11 protein-coding genes are annotated in these 14,590 nt (G+C 48.4%); all 11 read left to right on the top strand.

The genetic code is table 11. From position 1 onward, the window contains the following. The first annotated feature begins 81 nt into the window (after positions 1–81). The 11 genes from ACN4EK_RS01475 to ACN4EK_RS01425 all read left to right on the top strand — a co-directional run bounded on the left by ACN4EK_RS01475 (position 82) and on the right by ACN4EK_RS01425 (position 14,537). Complete coding sequence (locus tag ACN4EK_RS01475; RefSeq protein ID WP_431655569.1) at positions 82–2,592, top strand: TonB-dependent siderophore receptor; 2,511 nt, start codon at positions 82–84, stop codon at positions 2,590–2,592. Between the two features lie 36 nt (positions 2,593–2,628). Then, on the top strand, positions 2,629–3,654 hold the full coding sequence (locus ACN4EK_RS01470; RefSeq protein WP_431655568.1) for an iron-siderophore ABC transporter substrate-binding protein: 1,026 nt from the start codon (positions 2,629–2,631) through the stop codon (positions 3,652–3,654). Between the two features lie 44 nt (positions 3,655–3,698). Continuing rightward, complete coding sequence (locus ACN4EK_RS01465) at positions 3,699–4,106, top strand: DUF1636 domain-containing protein (protein WP_431655566.1); 408 nt, start codon at positions 3,699–3,701, stop codon at positions 4,104–4,106. A gap of 11 nt (positions 4,107–4,117) precedes the next feature. Then, complete coding sequence (locus ACN4EK_RS01460; protein WP_431655565.1) at positions 4,118–5,428, top strand: MFS transporter; 1,311 nt, start codon at positions 4,118–4,120, stop codon at positions 5,426–5,428. 135 nt (positions 5,429–5,563) lie between these two features. Next, the gene (locus tag ACN4EK_RS01455; RefSeq protein WP_431655564.1) at positions 5,564–6,520 is read left to right on the top strand and encodes a FecCD family ABC transporter permease; all 957 of its coding nucleotides are present in this window, start codon (positions 5,564–5,566) and stop codon (positions 6,518–6,520) included. Further along, positions 6,517–7,554 (top strand): FecCD family ABC transporter permease, encoded by a 1,038-nt coding sequence (locus tag ACN4EK_RS01450; RefSeq protein WP_431655563.1) that lies wholly within the window; start codon positions 6,517–6,519, stop codon positions 7,552–7,554. The genes ACN4EK_RS01455 and ACN4EK_RS01450 overlap by 4 nt, the downstream gene beginning before the upstream one ends. An 8-nt stretch (positions 7,555–7,562) precedes the next feature. Then, entirely contained in the window at positions 7,563–9,359 is a 1,797-nt protein-coding gene (locus ACN4EK_RS01445; protein WP_431655562.1) for an ABC transporter ATP-binding protein, read from the top strand. A gap of 109 nt (positions 9,360–9,468) precedes the next feature. Further along, complete coding sequence (locus ACN4EK_RS01440) at positions 9,469–10,494, top strand: helix-turn-helix domain-containing protein (protein WP_431655561.1); 1,026 nt, start codon at positions 9,469–9,471, stop codon at positions 10,492–10,494. Positions 10,495–10,649: 155 nt separating this feature from the next. Continuing rightward, on the top strand, positions 10,650–13,139 hold the full coding sequence (locus ACN4EK_RS01435; protein WP_431655560.1) for a TonB-dependent siderophore receptor: 2,490 nt from the start codon (positions 10,650–10,652) through the stop codon (positions 13,137–13,139). A 111-nt stretch (positions 13,140–13,250) separates the two neighbouring features. Continuing rightward, positions 13,251–14,123 carry an ABC transporter substrate-binding protein gene (locus ACN4EK_RS01430; protein WP_431655559.1) on the top strand — a complete coding sequence of 291 codons (873 nt, stop codon included), beginning with the start codon at positions 13,251–13,253 and terminating at the stop codon, positions 14,121–14,123. A 3-nt stretch (positions 14,124–14,126) separates the two neighbouring features. Next, entirely contained in the window at positions 14,127–14,537 is a 411-nt protein-coding gene (locus tag ACN4EK_RS01425) for a DUF1636 family protein (RefSeq protein WP_431655558.1), read from the top strand. Positions 14,538–14,590 lie beyond the last annotated feature (53 nt).

The raw sequence follows: 14,590 nt of genomic DNA, 5'->3' as shown, positions 1-14,590 counted from the left end.
ACTCAGCTTACTATCGGATTCAGAGCAATTGAGAATTATTTTTAATTGTCTGGCTCAAGAGTTGGTGTGAAGGATAGGCTGATGAATTGGAAACTGATGCTTTGGTGGTTAGGTTTAACCTCGGTACTGGTGGCTCCAACCAGTTGGGCGACTGAATTTCAGGAACAGCGAGTAGCCGATTTTTGGAATGGCGATCGTCCGGCAACCAGTGTTAAAGAGTGGATTGCCCAAATTGAGGCAGAGACGATCAAGGTTACAGGGGTAAGGATTGAGCAAACTGCCACTGGGTTAGACATCATTCTGACCACGGCAGATAACACCCGATTGCCAATAGATACGACTAAGTTTCGGACAGCAGGAGATCGCTTCATTGCTGATATTCCCAATGTTGTTTTAGCTCTGCCAGCTACCGAGGAATTTAGCGCTGAAAATCCGACGGATGATATTGCCAGTGTGCAGGTGGTGCAGCAGGATGCTAGTACCATTCAGGTGATTGTGAGTGGAATGAATGCTCTACCGCAGTCTGAGGTGACGTTGAGAGCAGGAGAATTTGCCTACAGCCTCAACCCAGAACCAGAGGATGACCTGGAAGAAGAAATTTTCGCTACGGGAGAAGCCCCCGGTGGTTATCGGGTACCCAATACCAGCACTGGCAGCAGAACCGATACGCCAATTCGGGATCTACCCTTTTCCGTTCAAGTGGTACCCCAGGACTTGCTACAAGATCGGCAAGTAGAAAGCGTTAATGAAGCTCTGCGTACTGTGGCTGGAGTCACCCCTGATAACCCGTCTTCCTCCGCCTTTGAAGGTGTGACAATTCGGGGGTTTACCGGACGAAATATCATTCGGAATGGCTTACGGGATGACACCAACATTACCACCAGAATTGCCGTTCCCAACATTGAACAGATTGAAGTGCTAAAGGGTCCGGCAGGGGCACTGTTTAGCCAGGGTGGACCGGGGGGAACGGTCAACATCGTGACGAAAAAGCCCTTAGCCGAACCCCGTTATACGATCGAGGGGACGATCGGGAATTTTGATACCTATGATGGTTTTATCGACTTGACAGGACCGCTCAATTCATCTAAAACCTTGCTCTATCGCTTCATTGCTGGAGCATCTACCACAGGAACCTTTATTGACTTTTTCGATCGCCGCAATTATTTGATTGCCCCTACCCTGGCATGGCAAATTAGCCCTAACACCAGACTCACCTTTGAGGGCGAATATACAATTGGTCAACAACCAAATGCCCGTGGTTTACCCGCTCAGGGCACTGTTTTATCTAATGTTAATGGTCGATTGCCCCGCAACCGCTTTATTGGAGAGCCAGATGATGGTCTGGATAAGAACGATCGCTATGCGTTGCGATTAGGCTATACCCTGGAACATAACTTTAGCTCCAATTGGCAGTTACGCAATGCGTTTCGGGCAACCCTTAGTCGCACCCCACAAAACTCCTTGTTTCCGTCAGCACTTTTGGATGATGAACGAACCCTAGAACGGGGATTATTCAGTACCAAAGACCAGTCTCAGGATAACTATATGCTGGATACCAGCGTGGTTGGCACGTTTAAGACGGGCAGTGTTGGACATAAATTACTGTTTGGGATTGACCTCAACCGGGATGTGTATGCTGCCAGTAGCCGGGAATTTGTCCTAGACCCGATCGATCTGTTTGATCCGCAGTATCGGCGCTCTAACAAATTATTTGTGGCTGAGTATCCTAGAGAACCTTATATCACCAATTCTCTCGGCATTTATCTCCAAGATCAAATCGATTTTTCGCCTAACTGGAAACTCCTGCTGGGAGGTCGGTTTGACATTGTTAACCAAAAGATTGACTTTGATGATGGCTCTGAGTCATCGCAGCAAGATGAGGTTTTTAGCCCTCGCGTGGGTTTAGTCTATCAGCCCACCGATTTCCTCTCACTGTATGCCAGTTATAGCCGCTCTTTTCTGCAAAATCTTGGTACTGCGTTTGATAATCGATTGTTCAAACCTGAGCGCGGCACTCAATATGAAGTGGGTCTGAAAGCAGACTGGCTCGATCGTCGGCTTTCTACGACACTGGCGTTCTACCAAATTACCCGTTCTAACGTGCTGACGGCTGACCCTGCCAACCCGAACTTCTCGGTGCAGACCGGGGAACAAAGAAGTCGCGGCATTGAACTGGATATTGCGGGTGAAATTTTGCCGGGATGGAAAATTGCGGCGGGATATGCTTACACTAACACTAAAATCACCGAGGATAATGTTTTTGCTGTTGGTAATCAGATTAATAATGTACCCGAAAGTGCCGTGAGTTTGTGGACAACCTATGAAATTCAAACGGGTTCTTTAAGGGGATTAGGTTTTGGTCTGGGAATTTTTTATGTTGGGAAGCGTCAGGGGGATTTAGATAATTCGTTTGAAGTGCCAAGTTACACTCGCACTGATGCGACTCTGTTCTATCGTCGGGATAACTTGCGGATTGGCTTAAATGTAGAGAATCTATTTGATGTGCGCTACTTTGAGACGGCTGAAAGCTCTCTCCGGGTCTACTATGGTGCGCCCTTTACCATCAGAGGCACAATCTCATGGACATTTTAGTAGCGTAGTAGAAAACCATAACGATAATGATGTGGCATGACAATGATCCGTAAATCCTGGTGGCAACGCCTGCAACTATTTCTGGTCGGCACTCTAGTAGTTGGGTTGATCCAGAGTGGCTATGGAATCGCGAACCACCGATCGCAGGCTGTCACCCCGGAGATAGCACCATCGGCATGTCGAACGGTTCAGCATGAGTTGGGAGAAAGTTGCATTCCCCATCATCCTCAACGGATAGTCGTTATGGATCAAGAGAGTTTGGAACTGCTAGCGGCATTGGGAAGTAAACCGATCGCCGCCGCAACTTCCAATCGAGTAGCCAATAAAACAGCGATCTTGCAGGACAAGATTGGGGCGATCGCGGATTTAGGTAAGGAAGGGCAGCCCAATTTGGAAAGGATTGTGCAGTTAAAACCAGATTTAATTCTGGGGATGTTCATCGGTGCCCATAACTATGCACTCCTCTCGCAAATTGCCCCTACGGTTTCATTGGAATATTCGCAAACAGGCTGGAAAAAGACCTTACAGCAAATGGCAGACATCGTTGATCAACGCCAGAAAGCCGAAAAGCTGCTAACTGCATACCAACAGCGTGTCGAAGCGTTGCGTTCGCTGTTAGCTGCAAGGATGGGCGATCGCCAAATTTGTGTGATGCGGTTCTATACGGATGTTCACCTGACGCAATTTCTGAATCAAAATTCATTTGCCGTAAGTGTGCTGGAAGAGGTAGCTGGGTTAGCAATTCCCCCGATTCAACGGCAGCAACAGCAAGTGCCAAACTCAGATTGGGGGTATGTCAATATCAGTTTAGAGCGAATTGATTGGTTAGAAGCTGATGCCATGTTTATTGCCTTAGATCCAGGGGCAGAATCGAGTTTTCAACACTATGCCAGTAATCCGTTATGGCAAACGCTGAAGGTAGTGCAACAGGATCGGGTCTATATGGTGGATTCCGGGTATTGGATCTTTGGCAATATTCTATCTGCAAACGCTATTTTAGATGATTTATCCAAATATCTAAGTCAGAAACAGGATCACTCACAAACTAATAGCTTTACTTAATTCCATGCTATGAATTAACTACATTCAATCGTATCCTTAAACGTATGTCGAAATCAATTCTGTTTGTCTGTCAATCCTGTCATACAAGTGAGGCAAAAGCCCCCGATCGCCCCTCTGATGGGACAATTTTGCTGGAACAATTGCTGAATTTGCATCAAGCCTGGTCGCGGCGATCGGAGTTAGAGATTCAGCCAGTGGGCTGTTTATGGACCTGTGACCATCCCTGTGCAGTTGCCCTATCAGCGTCAAATAAATCGACCTATCTATTGGCAAAAGTTCCTGTGGCAGAAAACTCGCTCAGTGAAGTGGCTGTGGCAGTGCTGCATTTCAGCCAACTTTATCTGGATAGCCCGGACGGGACTATTCCCTGGAAGCAATTTCCTGAGGTACTACAAACTGAAATCGTAGCGCGGATTCCACCGATTCAGTCGAATCTCACTAACGAACCATAAATTAATCATCTGTGCGTATATTTCTGATCATCTGGTTTGGTCAACTCGTATCCACCATTGGTAGCTACATGACCGGCTTTGCCCTAACGTTGTGGGCATGGGAAGTCACAGGCTCCGCGACAGCGTTGGCACTCGTTGGCTTCTTTGGACAACTCCCTCGGATTCCCATGACTGTTATTGCTGGTCTGGTGGTCGATCGCTGGAATCGCAAACAATTGATGATGCTAGGCGATGGCATGACGGCTCTTACTACCCTGGGTATTGGTATCCTGTATGTCACCGATCATCTGCAAATTGGGCATCTTTATGCGGCGGCGGCGATCGCGGGTGGCTGTAGCCGAATTCAAAGTTTAGCCTATCAAACCTCGATCGCCCTGATGGTTCCCAAGCAGCAGTATACGCGGGCAAATAGTCTGGATGCGGCGGTTCATTACAGTTCTGTGATTTTAGGGCCTGCCCTGGCGGGAGTCTTGTTTCCTGTCATTGGTCTGTCCGGCATCCTGGTGATTGATATTCTGACCTTCGGAATTGCGATCGCAACGCTACTGACTGTTGCGATTCCCCAACCGCGATCGCAACCTCACCCCACGCTGATGATTGCCCCCACCTCTTGGATGGCGCAACTGAGCTATGGATTTCGGCAGGTATGGCAGCAACCGGGACTTAGAGGACTATTGGGAATTACTGCCCTGTTTTGGTTTGCCCATGACCTGGGTGAAGCGATTTATGATCCGATGATTTTGGCTCGCACTCAGGGTAGCGCTCAAGTATTAGCAACAACCGCCGCCGCTGCCGGAGTTGGGGGAGTAATTGGAGCTATCCTGCTCAGCGTTTGGGGCGGCCCCAAGTCTCGACTGAACGGTATGCTAGGGGGCTTCATTGGTGCGGGTTGCAGTAAAGCTGTCTTTGGCTGGGGGCGATCGCCATCGATTTGGGTGCCATCCCAATTCTGCTCATCGCTGAGCTTTCCCTTATTAGGGAGTTCAGAAACAGCGATCTGGATGGAGAAGATTCCACCCGAACAGCAGGGGCGAGTGTTTGCAGCAAATGCCTTCGTCATTCAAATGGTCAGCGCGATCGCGGCTCTGATGGCTGGTTTTTTAGCCGATCGGATATTTGAACCCCTGATGCAGGTTTACCCAGGCATTGCAACTCTGCTCAGTCCCCTGGTTGGCACAGGGGCAGGGGCAGGAATGGCGCTGCTTTATATCATCACCTCATTCAGCCTGGTGACGATCGGGGTGAGTGGCTATCTGCTCCCAGGGCTGCGGACGCTTGAAACTACGTCGTCTGCGACTAATGACTCCAGGGGCATTTCCTAAACGCCACCATCGGGGGTACAATCAGGACTAATTCTCATTAAGCTCTTCAAGCCAGCCCATGATTGCATGATGACCTCCATTCCATCCAGTCCCCTGAAATCGCTGAGGCAGTCCCGGTGGTTGGGTTTAATAGTAGTGACTATCGCCCTCCTGATTTGCCTGATCTATAGTATTACCCTTGGTGCCAGAGATATTCCACTGCGAATAATTCTCGAATCATTTACCACATTTGACGCGTCTTTTGATCACTTAGTCATTCAAACGGTGCGATTGCCACGATCGCTGATGGCAGTGGCAGTAGGAGCCGCCCTGGCGGTATCGGGCGCAGTGATGCAAGGGTTAACCCGGAATCCGTTGGCGGAAACTGGCATTTTAGGGATTGAAGCGGGGGGATCATTAGCGGTTGTTGTGACGTTGTTTTTGCTGGGTAGTTCGTCGCTCGGGGTCTATGCTGGGGCAGCGTTTCTAGGAGCCGCGATCGCGGCGGTGTCGGTGTATGCACTGGGCAGTTTAGGACGAGGAGGCGCTACACCCCTCAATCTGACGGTGGCTGGAGCCGCCATGACTGCATTTATTTCCTCGATCGTCACCTCAATTCTGATTGTGAGTCAACGTACCCTGGACGAAATTCGCTTCTGGCTAGCGGGTTCACTGTCGGGTCGAGATTTTGATTTGTTTCTCCAAGTTCTCCCGTTCCTGATCAGTGGGTTGCTATTAGCGTTTCTCTTGGGTCGGCAAATCACGACCTTGAGCTTAGGCGAAGATATTGCCAAGAGCTTAGGTCAACAAACCGCCTGGATTAAGATCCTGGCAGCCGCCAGTGTGGTGTTGTTGGCAGGTAGTTCAGTCGCGATCGCGGGGCCAATCGGCTTTATTGGACTGGTCGTTCCTCACATGGTGCGATTCTTCATTAAAACGGACTATCGCTGGATTTTACCCTACTCGGCAGTGCTGGGAGCCATCCTGCTCTTGGTTGCCGATATAGCGGCACGCGTGGTACTGAAACCCCAGGAATTGCCAGTGGGTGTGATGACGGCACTGGTAGGTGCGCCCGTCTTTGTCTACCTGACAAAATCGAAGGTGAAGCGATGAAACATGACTTATTTATTCGGTCTTCTATGCTTTCCTTCCAGGTGGATCGGCGCTTACCAACCCTATTGTTTGGGCTGATAGCCCTAAGTTTTTTTGCAATCGTTTTGAATGTGCAACAGGGGGAATACCCGATCGCGATCGGAGACATTATTAAGACCTTATTGGGGATTGATACCGGAAATCCTGACCATGCTTTTATCATTTACACCCTGCGCTTACCCAGAACTTTAGTTGCCTTTATGGTGGGGATGGCATTGGCGCTGTCGGGCACGATTTTCCAGGGACTCACCCGTAACCCCCTAGCCGATCCTAGCATCATCGGGATTAACGCCGGAGCGGGACTGGTGGCAGTTGCCGTGATTGTGCTATTTCCTGCTGCTCCCGTTTATATTTTACCGATAGCTGCCTTTAGTGGTGCTTTATTAATGTCAGCGTTAATTTATAGCTTGGCATGGAAAGGAGGAAGTTCACCCACATTACTGATTTTGTTAGGCATTGGCTTAGCTGCGATCGCAACCGCCTTTACCAGTTTAATGATTACCTTTGGCTCCATTTATGATGTCAGTCAAGCCTTAGTATGGTTAGCTGGCAGTGTTTATGGTCGTACCTGGGAGCAGTTCTTGGCGTTGCTACCCTGGATTGTCTTAGGGATTCCAATCGCATTGTTATCGTCTCGTCAAATTAATGTGCTGAACTTAGGCGATGATGTGGCAAAGGGATTAGGTAGTCGGGTGGAATGGCAACGGGCACTCCTGATTCTAGTAGCGGTGGCGCTTTCTGGATCCGCGATCGCAACCGCCGGAACGATCGCCTTTGTCGGATTAATTGCTCCCCATGCCGGACGACAGTTGATTGGCGCTAATCATCATAATTTGCTGCCTGTGACCACTCTGCTAGGCGGCTTACTGGTCACGCTGGCGGATCTGATTGGCAGAACGGTGTTTGCTCCGATTGAGCTACCCTGTGGCGTAGTGACAGCCGCGATCGGCGCTCCCTTTTTTCTCTACCTGCTCATTCGCAATCGCTCTAAATAAGCTGCAATATGGTCGCCCATCGAGTTTCTATCTGGCATCTTCTCTGGCAACTGATCCGGTATGCTCAACCCCTGTACTGGACAGATACCTTGCTCTGGTTGTTGATTGCCGGATTACCCGCTTTACCGGGATTGGTGATTCGCGAGTTTTTCAACACCTTGACCGATCAATCTGGGTTAACCCTGTCCTCCGGGGGGTGGATTGCCTTGTTTCTGGCGATCGGAGTAGCTCGAATCGTCGCCATTTTTACGGGTCGCATTACCAAAACCCAACATCGCTTTACCATGAGCGCATTAATTCGGCGCAATTTGTTAGCGACATTACTAGATCGCCCTGGCGCTGAACCCTTTGTGGTAGCGGGTCAGCCGGAACATACTTTGTCCCCCGGTGAAGTCATTAGTTTCTTTCGTGAGGATGCCACTCAGATTGAAGATAACGTAGTCGGAACCAATGAAATTTTAGGTGAAGGAATATTTGCCATTGGCTCACTACTACTGCTGTTCAGCGTGAATGCATCCATTACTCTATTTGTATTTCTCCCACTAGCCATTATTGCTACGCTGATTCATCGCATCGCCGATCGCATTAAACGCTACCGTCGTGCCAGTCGGCAGGCAACCCAACGTCTGACTGGTCTGATTGGCGAAATATTTACGGCAGTCCAGGCGATTCAAGTAGCTGGAGCGGAACCTAGCGTTTTGAAGCACTTTCGGCATTTATGCGATCGGCGGCGGCAATCGATCGTCCAGGATCAACTTTTAACTACTTTATTAGAATCAAGTTTTGAAAATTTAGTCAGTTTGGGTACAGGAGCCATTCTGTTTTTTGCGGCCCAATCAATGCGATCGCAGGTTGGCAACTTGACGGTGGGAGACTTTGCTCTATTTGTTTATTACCTGTCCTACGTCACCTATTTCCTCAGCTTTTTAGGCGGCTTTCTGGCGCTCTCCAAGCAAAGTGAAGTCTCTTTTGAGCGTATGCAAGGGCTATTGGGTTGCGATGCGCCTGCGATCGTGGCACACCATCCGTTGCATTTGCCAACCCTGACCGGACGAACACCTCCATTGCCGCCACTACCTCAGGCTCAACCAGTTGAACCACTGGAGGAACTCGTTGCCCTCAACCTAACCTATCACTATCCTGGCAGCGATCGCGGGATTACCGATGTCTCACTGCGGCTGAAGCGGGGTAGCGTAACCGTGATTACAGGTGCCATCGGTGCAGGTAAAACGACCCTATTGCAAGGATTGATGGGACTTTTACCCTTACAAAGCGGTGAAATTTACTGGAACGGGCAACGCATTGAGCATCCGGCACAATTTTTCATCCCGCCCCGTAGTGCTTATACACCGCAAGTTCCCCAACTTTTTAGTCACACCCTGCGTGAAAATATTTTGCTTGGCATAGACAGGGATGAGCCGGAGTTGCAACACGCGATCGCCCTTGCCACTTTTGATCAAGACCTGGCAGCTATGCCGGATGGTCTAGAAACCCTGATTGGTTCTAAAGGCATGCGGCTGTCCGGTGGGCAACTCCAGCGGGTTGCGGCAGCGCGGATGTTCATTCGCCAACCCGAACTCCTGATCTTTGATGATCTTTCCAGTGCTCTCGACACCACGACTGAACAAACCCTGTGGTCACGCCTGTTTGCCCTCTCTACTTCTCGCACCTGGAATCCTACGTTCCTGGTTGTCTCTCACCGTCCTACCGTATTGCAACAGGCCGATCGCATCATCCTACTTAACCACGGCAAAGTGGAACTGGAGGGTACTTTTGCTGACCTCCCTGCCGCTTATAAACGATGAGTAAGGTGCAGATCCCCTGGCTTGACAGATTTTTCCTGTAGATGAGAAGCTTTTGCAATATTGTACATGACTTATTTGAGATAGCGACAATTTAGGTAATGCGATCGCCATGACCATCATTCTTTCAGCACAAGACTGCGATGACCTGTGGGAGGAGAGTAAACAAACTGGTACTGTACTCCAATCCTTTGATGGGTTAATCACAACCTGGCAGGGAACTGTTCCGCTTATGGGTGCCGTACAGGATTGGTCAATTTGCTTAAATGATGGTTTGATGATGCGGATGTATGACTATCATCTGGTGAATGACCTGCGATTGACTGAACACTACGGCGAAGGCAATTGGTCAACATTGAGCTTTTTTGTGTCTGGAAATGTGCGAACCACGATTAAGGGATTGACGGATGGGGTCGATGAATTGGCAGGACGCACGTACTTAAGCAGTTGCCCTGATACATTTGAGGCTGAAGACTGGGCGGGCGGTCAGCATCTCCAGCGGTTACATATCAGTTTTCAGCCCAGCTACTTTCTCAGCCACTTTCCTCCCGATCAGATAGAAACACTACCTCGGGTTGTTCGGGATGCGATCGCTAAAACCATTCAGCCTTACTACCATCAGGGCAGCATGACACCTGCCATGCAAACAATTGTGCATCAAATTTTGCAGTGTCCCTATCAAGGAGCGATGAAACGGCTCTACCTTGAAGGCAAAGCTCTAGAATTGATGACGCTTCAGTTTTGCCAATTTCAAGATCAACAACCGAGGGCATCGGTCAGCATTTTATTAAAATCAGATGATATCGATCGCATTCATCAAGCAAAGAACATTTTGATTGCAAACTTGACCAATCCACCCTCATTGCTAGAGCTAGCCCGTCGAGTTGCCATTAATGATCATAAGTTGAAGCAAGGATTTCATCAGGTCTTTGGAACTACGGTCTTCGGTTATCTCCATGACTACCGCATGGAACAAGCTCGGCACTTGCTAGAGACTAGTGAGTTGAGTATTGCTGAGGTGACGCAGCAAATTGGGTTTATCGATCGTAGCCACTTCGCGGCAGCATTTCGTAAGAAATTTGGCTTAAATCCTAGTGAATATATGCGCCGACATCGTAGAAGTGTTAGAGCAGTTTAAGAATAAGAACTCCGTCTAACCATCTAAAAACTCCATCTAGCCACCAAAGGTAGGCTTTAGCAGGCTAAGTTTACCAGTATATTCTTAAGAAGAATTCTCAATTAGGAGTTGAGAATTACTGAAGAACGCTTGACTAAAATTGGTGTGGAGTGGCAATGAATATTCGGGATCTTCCAGCGTCGGTACAACTGGTTCTGATGGCAATATGCATAGGCAATCTCAGTGCTGGCTGGGCATTACCGGGAGGGGCGCAGGAGCGTCCTGCTACTACGGTCAAAGAGTGGATTGCCCAAATTGAATCGGCAGCTATCCAGGTGACAGGCGTGAAGTTGAACCGTACCAGTAATGGGCTAGAAATTGAGCTAGAAACCGCCGAGGGTAGACCTTTACAAGTTGATACCACCCAATTTCGGGCAGAAGAAGATAGCTTGATTGCCGATATTCCTAATGCGGTATTGGCACTCCCAGATGCAACGGAGTTTAATGCTGACAATCCCACAGCCAACATTGAGACGGTTCGTGTCGTTCAACAGGACGTTAGCAGCATTCGGATTCAGGTGACTGGGAATAACGCGTTGCCCACAGAAGAGGTCACTCTCAGAGCCGGAGAGCTTACCTATAGCTTGAACCCAGAACCGGATGACGATTTAGAAGAGGAGGTTGTCGCAACCGGTCAGCGAGATGGTTATCGTTTTCCCAACACCTCTACTGCAACCCGTACCAACACACCACTGCGTGATATTCCCCAATCGATCCAAATTGTGCCGCAAGAGGTGCTTCAGGATCAGCAGGTGAATACTTTAAGTGAAGCTGTCCGAAATGTCAGTAGTGTTACTTCCGGAGGTTCTGCCTTTGGTACCTATGATCAGCTCGTCTTACGGGGCTTTCTGGGGAGTAACGCAGGTAACTATCGCCGTAATGGTCTAGAAATTCCTAACATTATTGGGTTTGCTTTAAATGCCAACACCGATCGAGTCGAAGTGTTGAAGGGCCCAGCTTCCGTATTATTTGGGGATCTAACTCCCGGTGGTATTGTCAATTTGGTGACCAAGCAACCACTATCCGAACCCTATGCTCAAGTAGAGGCAAATATTGGTAGCTATAATTTTTATCGAGGGGCGATCGATCTATCTGGTCCATTAAACTCTGATCAATCGATTTTGTACCGCTTAAATATTGCCTATGAAGATGCCAACAGTTTTCGAGATTTTATCAATAACCGTACCTTTTTTATTGCACCAGTCATTAGCTGGGAAATTTCCGATCGCACTCGCTGGACGGTGGAACTGGAGTATCGCCGAGACGATCGCATTACTGACGTTGGTTTATCAATTCCAAATGTTCCGTTTAATCGAATTCGGCGCTTTCCCCTAGATCGATTACTGAATGAACCAGGGGATGAGTTTGAATCCCGTTATCTCTCACTCCTCTCTACATTGGCACACCAGTTTAGTAATGACTGGCAAATTCGCAAAATTTTTAATTTCGTCAGTGCAAGTCGTAATTTCGTTCAGTACACCAACCCAGACTTTTTAAGACCAGATGGACGGACGTTAGAGCGATCGCAGACAGCCCAAGAGCAGGATGTCACTTACTACTTTGGTCAAGTAGATGTCGTCGGTAAATTTGCCACGGGTTCTGTCGGGCATGAATTAGTGTTTGGCGTTGATTATTTTTATCGACAGTCACCGTTTGTTAACTTGAATGGACAAGCTAGCACACTGCTCGATGTCATTGATCCAGTTTATGGTGACAACACAGATGCTTTCACCGTGAGTGGTTCTTTTATTAATCCAGAACGCCGTCTAGGCATCTTTCTACAGGACACGATCGCCTTAACCAGTAATCTCAAACTTCTGTTAGGAGGTCGTTATAACAATGCCCTATTGCAACAAACAAATCGCCTGACGGATCAGTTGGTGCGAGATCAGACAGTAGAAAATTTCAGCCCACGCCTGGGAATTGTTTACCAACCGGCGGATTGGTTATCACTCTATGCTAGCTATAGCCGCTCATTTGAAATTAATTCTGGGGCTGACATTAACGGTAATCCCTTTGACCCAACCTTTGGGACTCAGTATGAAATTGGAGCAAAAACTGAATTCCTAGATGGGGCACTAGGAGCAACGCTAGCTCTCTTTAAAATCAAACGCAGCAATGTTCTCACGGCTGACCCAGCCAATCCCCGCTTTAGTGTGCAAACTGGAGAACAAGAGAGCCAGGGGATTGAGTTAGATATCACCGGAAGAATTACACCCAATTGGAGTATCATTGCTTCCTACAGTTACTTGGATGCTGAAATTACCGAAGATAATCGCTTCCCAGTGGGCAATCGCTTGCCGACGGCATCTCCTCACCGCTTGAGCCTCTGGACAAAGTATGAATTTGATGGCAGTTTGAATGGATTAAGTTTGGGAGCCGGGATCTTTTATGTGGGTAAACGCTGGGATAGTTTGAACAATACCTATCAGTTACCCAGTTATCTGACCGTTGATCTATTTACAGCTTACCGATTTAACTCCAATCTCACAGTCCAACTGAATGTCAAAAATTTGTTCAACGAGAAATACTATGATGGGGTATTTGGCTCGGTTCATCCAGGTGCTCCTCGGACTGTAACAGGGAGTATTTTTTATCGGTTTTAAGATATGCACTGCGATCGCTGGGTCAAATTCTGTCTTTGTTTGCTCTGTAGTCTCTGTGTAATGGTGGCTTGTCAGTTTCATCCATTGGATGACAGCTTCTTACCTGAGCCGGTGACGACTCAATCAGGGCAGTGTCAGGTTGTGCAGCACAGCATGGGCGAAACCTGTGTGCCTCTGCATCCCCAGCGAATCGTAACTCTGGATGGATTTGGGCTGGATACGGTGTTGGCTTTAGGCATACAACCTGTAGGGGCAGCGAATCCCTTCTCACCCTATCTCGACGATCGCCTGGTGGGGGTATCCCTCCTGGGTAGACCGCAACAGCCCTCGATCGAAAAGATTCTGTTGCTCAAACCTGACCTAATTTTGGCATTCTCCTGGTATCACCAGGCCCTCTATTCCCAACTCTCCCAGATTGCTCCCACCGTTGTTTACGACTTCAATCATGGACGAGACGTGCGAGAGATTGTCCGGTTGATTGGGCAGACATTAGGTAAATCGGCAATAGCTACTACAATTCTGGCGAACTATGACCAGCGCTTGGCAGCCTTTAGAGCCAAAATTGGCGATCGTCTACAACAAACCACCGTTTCTTTAATCCGACTACATCAACTCGGGATTGGCATGATGCAGCGGGGTTCCTTCCCTGGCAATATTCTAGAAGAAGCGGGCATTGCTCGGCCTGCCAACCAGCAATATTATGATATTCATAAGGAAGACGGTGTATGGCGACATGTGCAAATCAATATCAGCCATGAACATCTTCCTGATGTGGATGCTGATGTACTACTAGTATTTGGTGATAGTGGGAATGCCAATGCTCAGCAGCGGCTGACAGCACTGAAAAAGGATCCATTATGGTCTCAGTTAAATGTCGTGCAGCAGAATCGAGTTTATGAAGTACCAGCATACTGGGGCTGTTGTGGGCTGATTGCGGCAAATCGGGTTGTGGATGACCTGTTTAAGTATCTCCTTGGAGAATGATTTATGATGTCAAAGCATTGTTTGTTTATCTGCAAATCCTGCAACTCAACTCACTCTGAAGATGTCGATTACGAAAAATCCGATGGGGTTTCTCTCCTCAATCAAGTGAAGACCCTGCATCAGGAACAGTCAGGCTCCAACGAGTTAAATGTGCAAGCTGTCGGTTGTTTATGGACGTGTGACCATCCTTGCGCGATCGCTTTTTCCGCTCCCCACAAAGCCACCTATCTCTTTACCAAGGTTCCCACCACTGCCGCCAGCGCCCTACTCCAATTTGGCGAACTCTACCGCACCAGCAAAACCGGTGATATTCCCTGGAAGCAATTTCCTGAACTACTGCAATCGCTCCAGGTTGCCAAAATTCCCTCCCTGCCTCAAGCTGAAACAGAACCGACTGAACAGCCAGAACAATAAGGGTGTGATCAGGGTGACAGAAGGAAGAAAGTACAGCTGTGAACTAGCTTGAA

Origin of the sequence: Pantanalinema rosaneae CENA516 (assembly GCF_050753385.1) — a bacterium.
In the GTDB taxonomy this organism is placed as follows: Bacteria; Cyanobacteriota; Cyanobacteriia; order Leptolyngbyales; family Leptolyngbyaceae; genus Pantanalinema; species Pantanalinema rosaneae.
The sequence above is the reverse complement of the archived record's forward strand: the minus strand, read 5'-3'. Positions and strand labels throughout refer to the sequence as shown.